The sequence below is a fragment of the Streptomyces sp. G-G2 genome (assembly GCF_030063135.1).
In the GTDB taxonomy this organism is placed as follows: Bacteria; Actinomycetota; Actinomycetes; order Streptomycetales; family Streptomycetaceae; genus Streptomyces.
Map to the genome: position 1 here is coordinate 1 of NZ_JASISO010000123.1, position 1,550 is coordinate 1,550.

Below are 1,550 nucleotides of genomic sequence, written 5' to 3' on the forward strand. Positions count from 1 at the left end.
GATCGTCCGGGTCGCAACCGCCTCTGGCACCAGCACTGCCACCATCGCGCGAGGTATTGCCGAGCTGGCCGGTTGCTCGTCGCCGACCCGACGGGTCCGGGCTCCAGGCGGGGGCCGCAAGCGGCTGACAGACACCGACTCCGGTCTACTGCCCGCGTTGGAGTCCCTGATCGAGCCGCACACTCGAGGCGACCCCGTCTCTCCGCTGCGATGGACCACGTTGTCGTTACGGGCTCTGGCCTCGACCCTCACCACACAGGGCCACCCGATCAGCGCTTCAACCGTCGGACACCTGCTGCACATCCTGGGCTACAGCCTGCAGGGAACCGCGAAGACAACAGAGGGCATCAGCCATCCGGACCGGGATGCCCAGTTCACCCACCTCAATGCCACCGCCACCGAGTTCCTCAACGACGCCCAGCCAGTGATCAGCGTCGACACCAAGGCCAAGGAGTGGCTCGGCAACCGGGACCGGCCCGGTCGCACCTGGCGGCCGGGCAAGAACGCGATCAAGGTGGACTGCCACACGTTCACCACCAACGACCAGCCCATGGCGATCCCCTACGGGATCTACGACATCGCCAACAACACCGGGTGGGTCAACGTCGGAACCGACCACGACACCGCCCAGTTCGCGGTGGAGTCCATCCGCCGCTGGTGGCAGCACCGCGGACGGGCGGACCACCCGAATGCCGGCCGGCTCCTGATCACCGCCGACTCCGGCGGCTCCAACGACCCCCGCCGCTGGACCTGGAAGAGCAACCTGGCCGCCTTCGCACGAGAGAGCGGCCTGGAGATCACGGTCTGTCACCTACCGCCGGGGACTTCGAAGTGGAACAAGATCGAGCACCGGATGTTCTGCCACATCACCGCGAACTGGCGGGGACGACCGCTGACCAGCTACCAAGTGGTCCTCGAGACCCTCGCCGCCACAACAACCAAGACCGGCCTGACCATTGGGGCCGAACTGGACACAGGAAGCTACGACCTCGGCATCAGTGTCACACCCGCCGAGTTCCACGCCCTTCCGATCACACCCAACACCTTCCACGGCGACTGGAACTACACACTGTCTCCCGTGCCACCGCGCACGCCCGACGCGCCGGCAAGCACTCACCGGACCGATCCGACCCTGACCCTGATGCTCACCGAACCAGCCCTGACCGGCATGTCACGAGCCGCTTTCGACTATTTGGTGGCGGCCTCGGAACCATTCTGGGACGCCATGGCCGAGGCGGCATTCCAGCGACGCTTCCACCGTCCGCGCAGCTACCGCCACCCGCAGACCAGCAGCGTGGACCACACCCACCGGCTCCTGGCAGCCATCCTGCGCCGCCGCAGAGCGGTGACCATGACGTTCCTGGCTCAATTACTGGGCGTCAACCGCACCAATCTGTCCATTCAGTACCAGGACGGAAAACGGCTCCTGGACCTGCACGGAATCCTCGTCACACCGATACCCGGATCGCCCGCCCGCACATTGGCACAGCTACACGCCCGAACAACCCTCACGGAAACCCGTGATTGACACTTATTGAAATACGGGCCCC

At 65.7% G+C, this 1,550-nt stretch carries 1 pseudogene; it reads left to right on the top strand.

Annotation, left to right across the window (positions count from 1 at the left end):
- Positions 1–1,524, top strand: a pseudogene (locus tag QMF80_RS37850) (ISAzo13 family transposase); the annotation flags it as partial.
- Positions 1,525–1,550 lie beyond the last annotated feature (26 nt).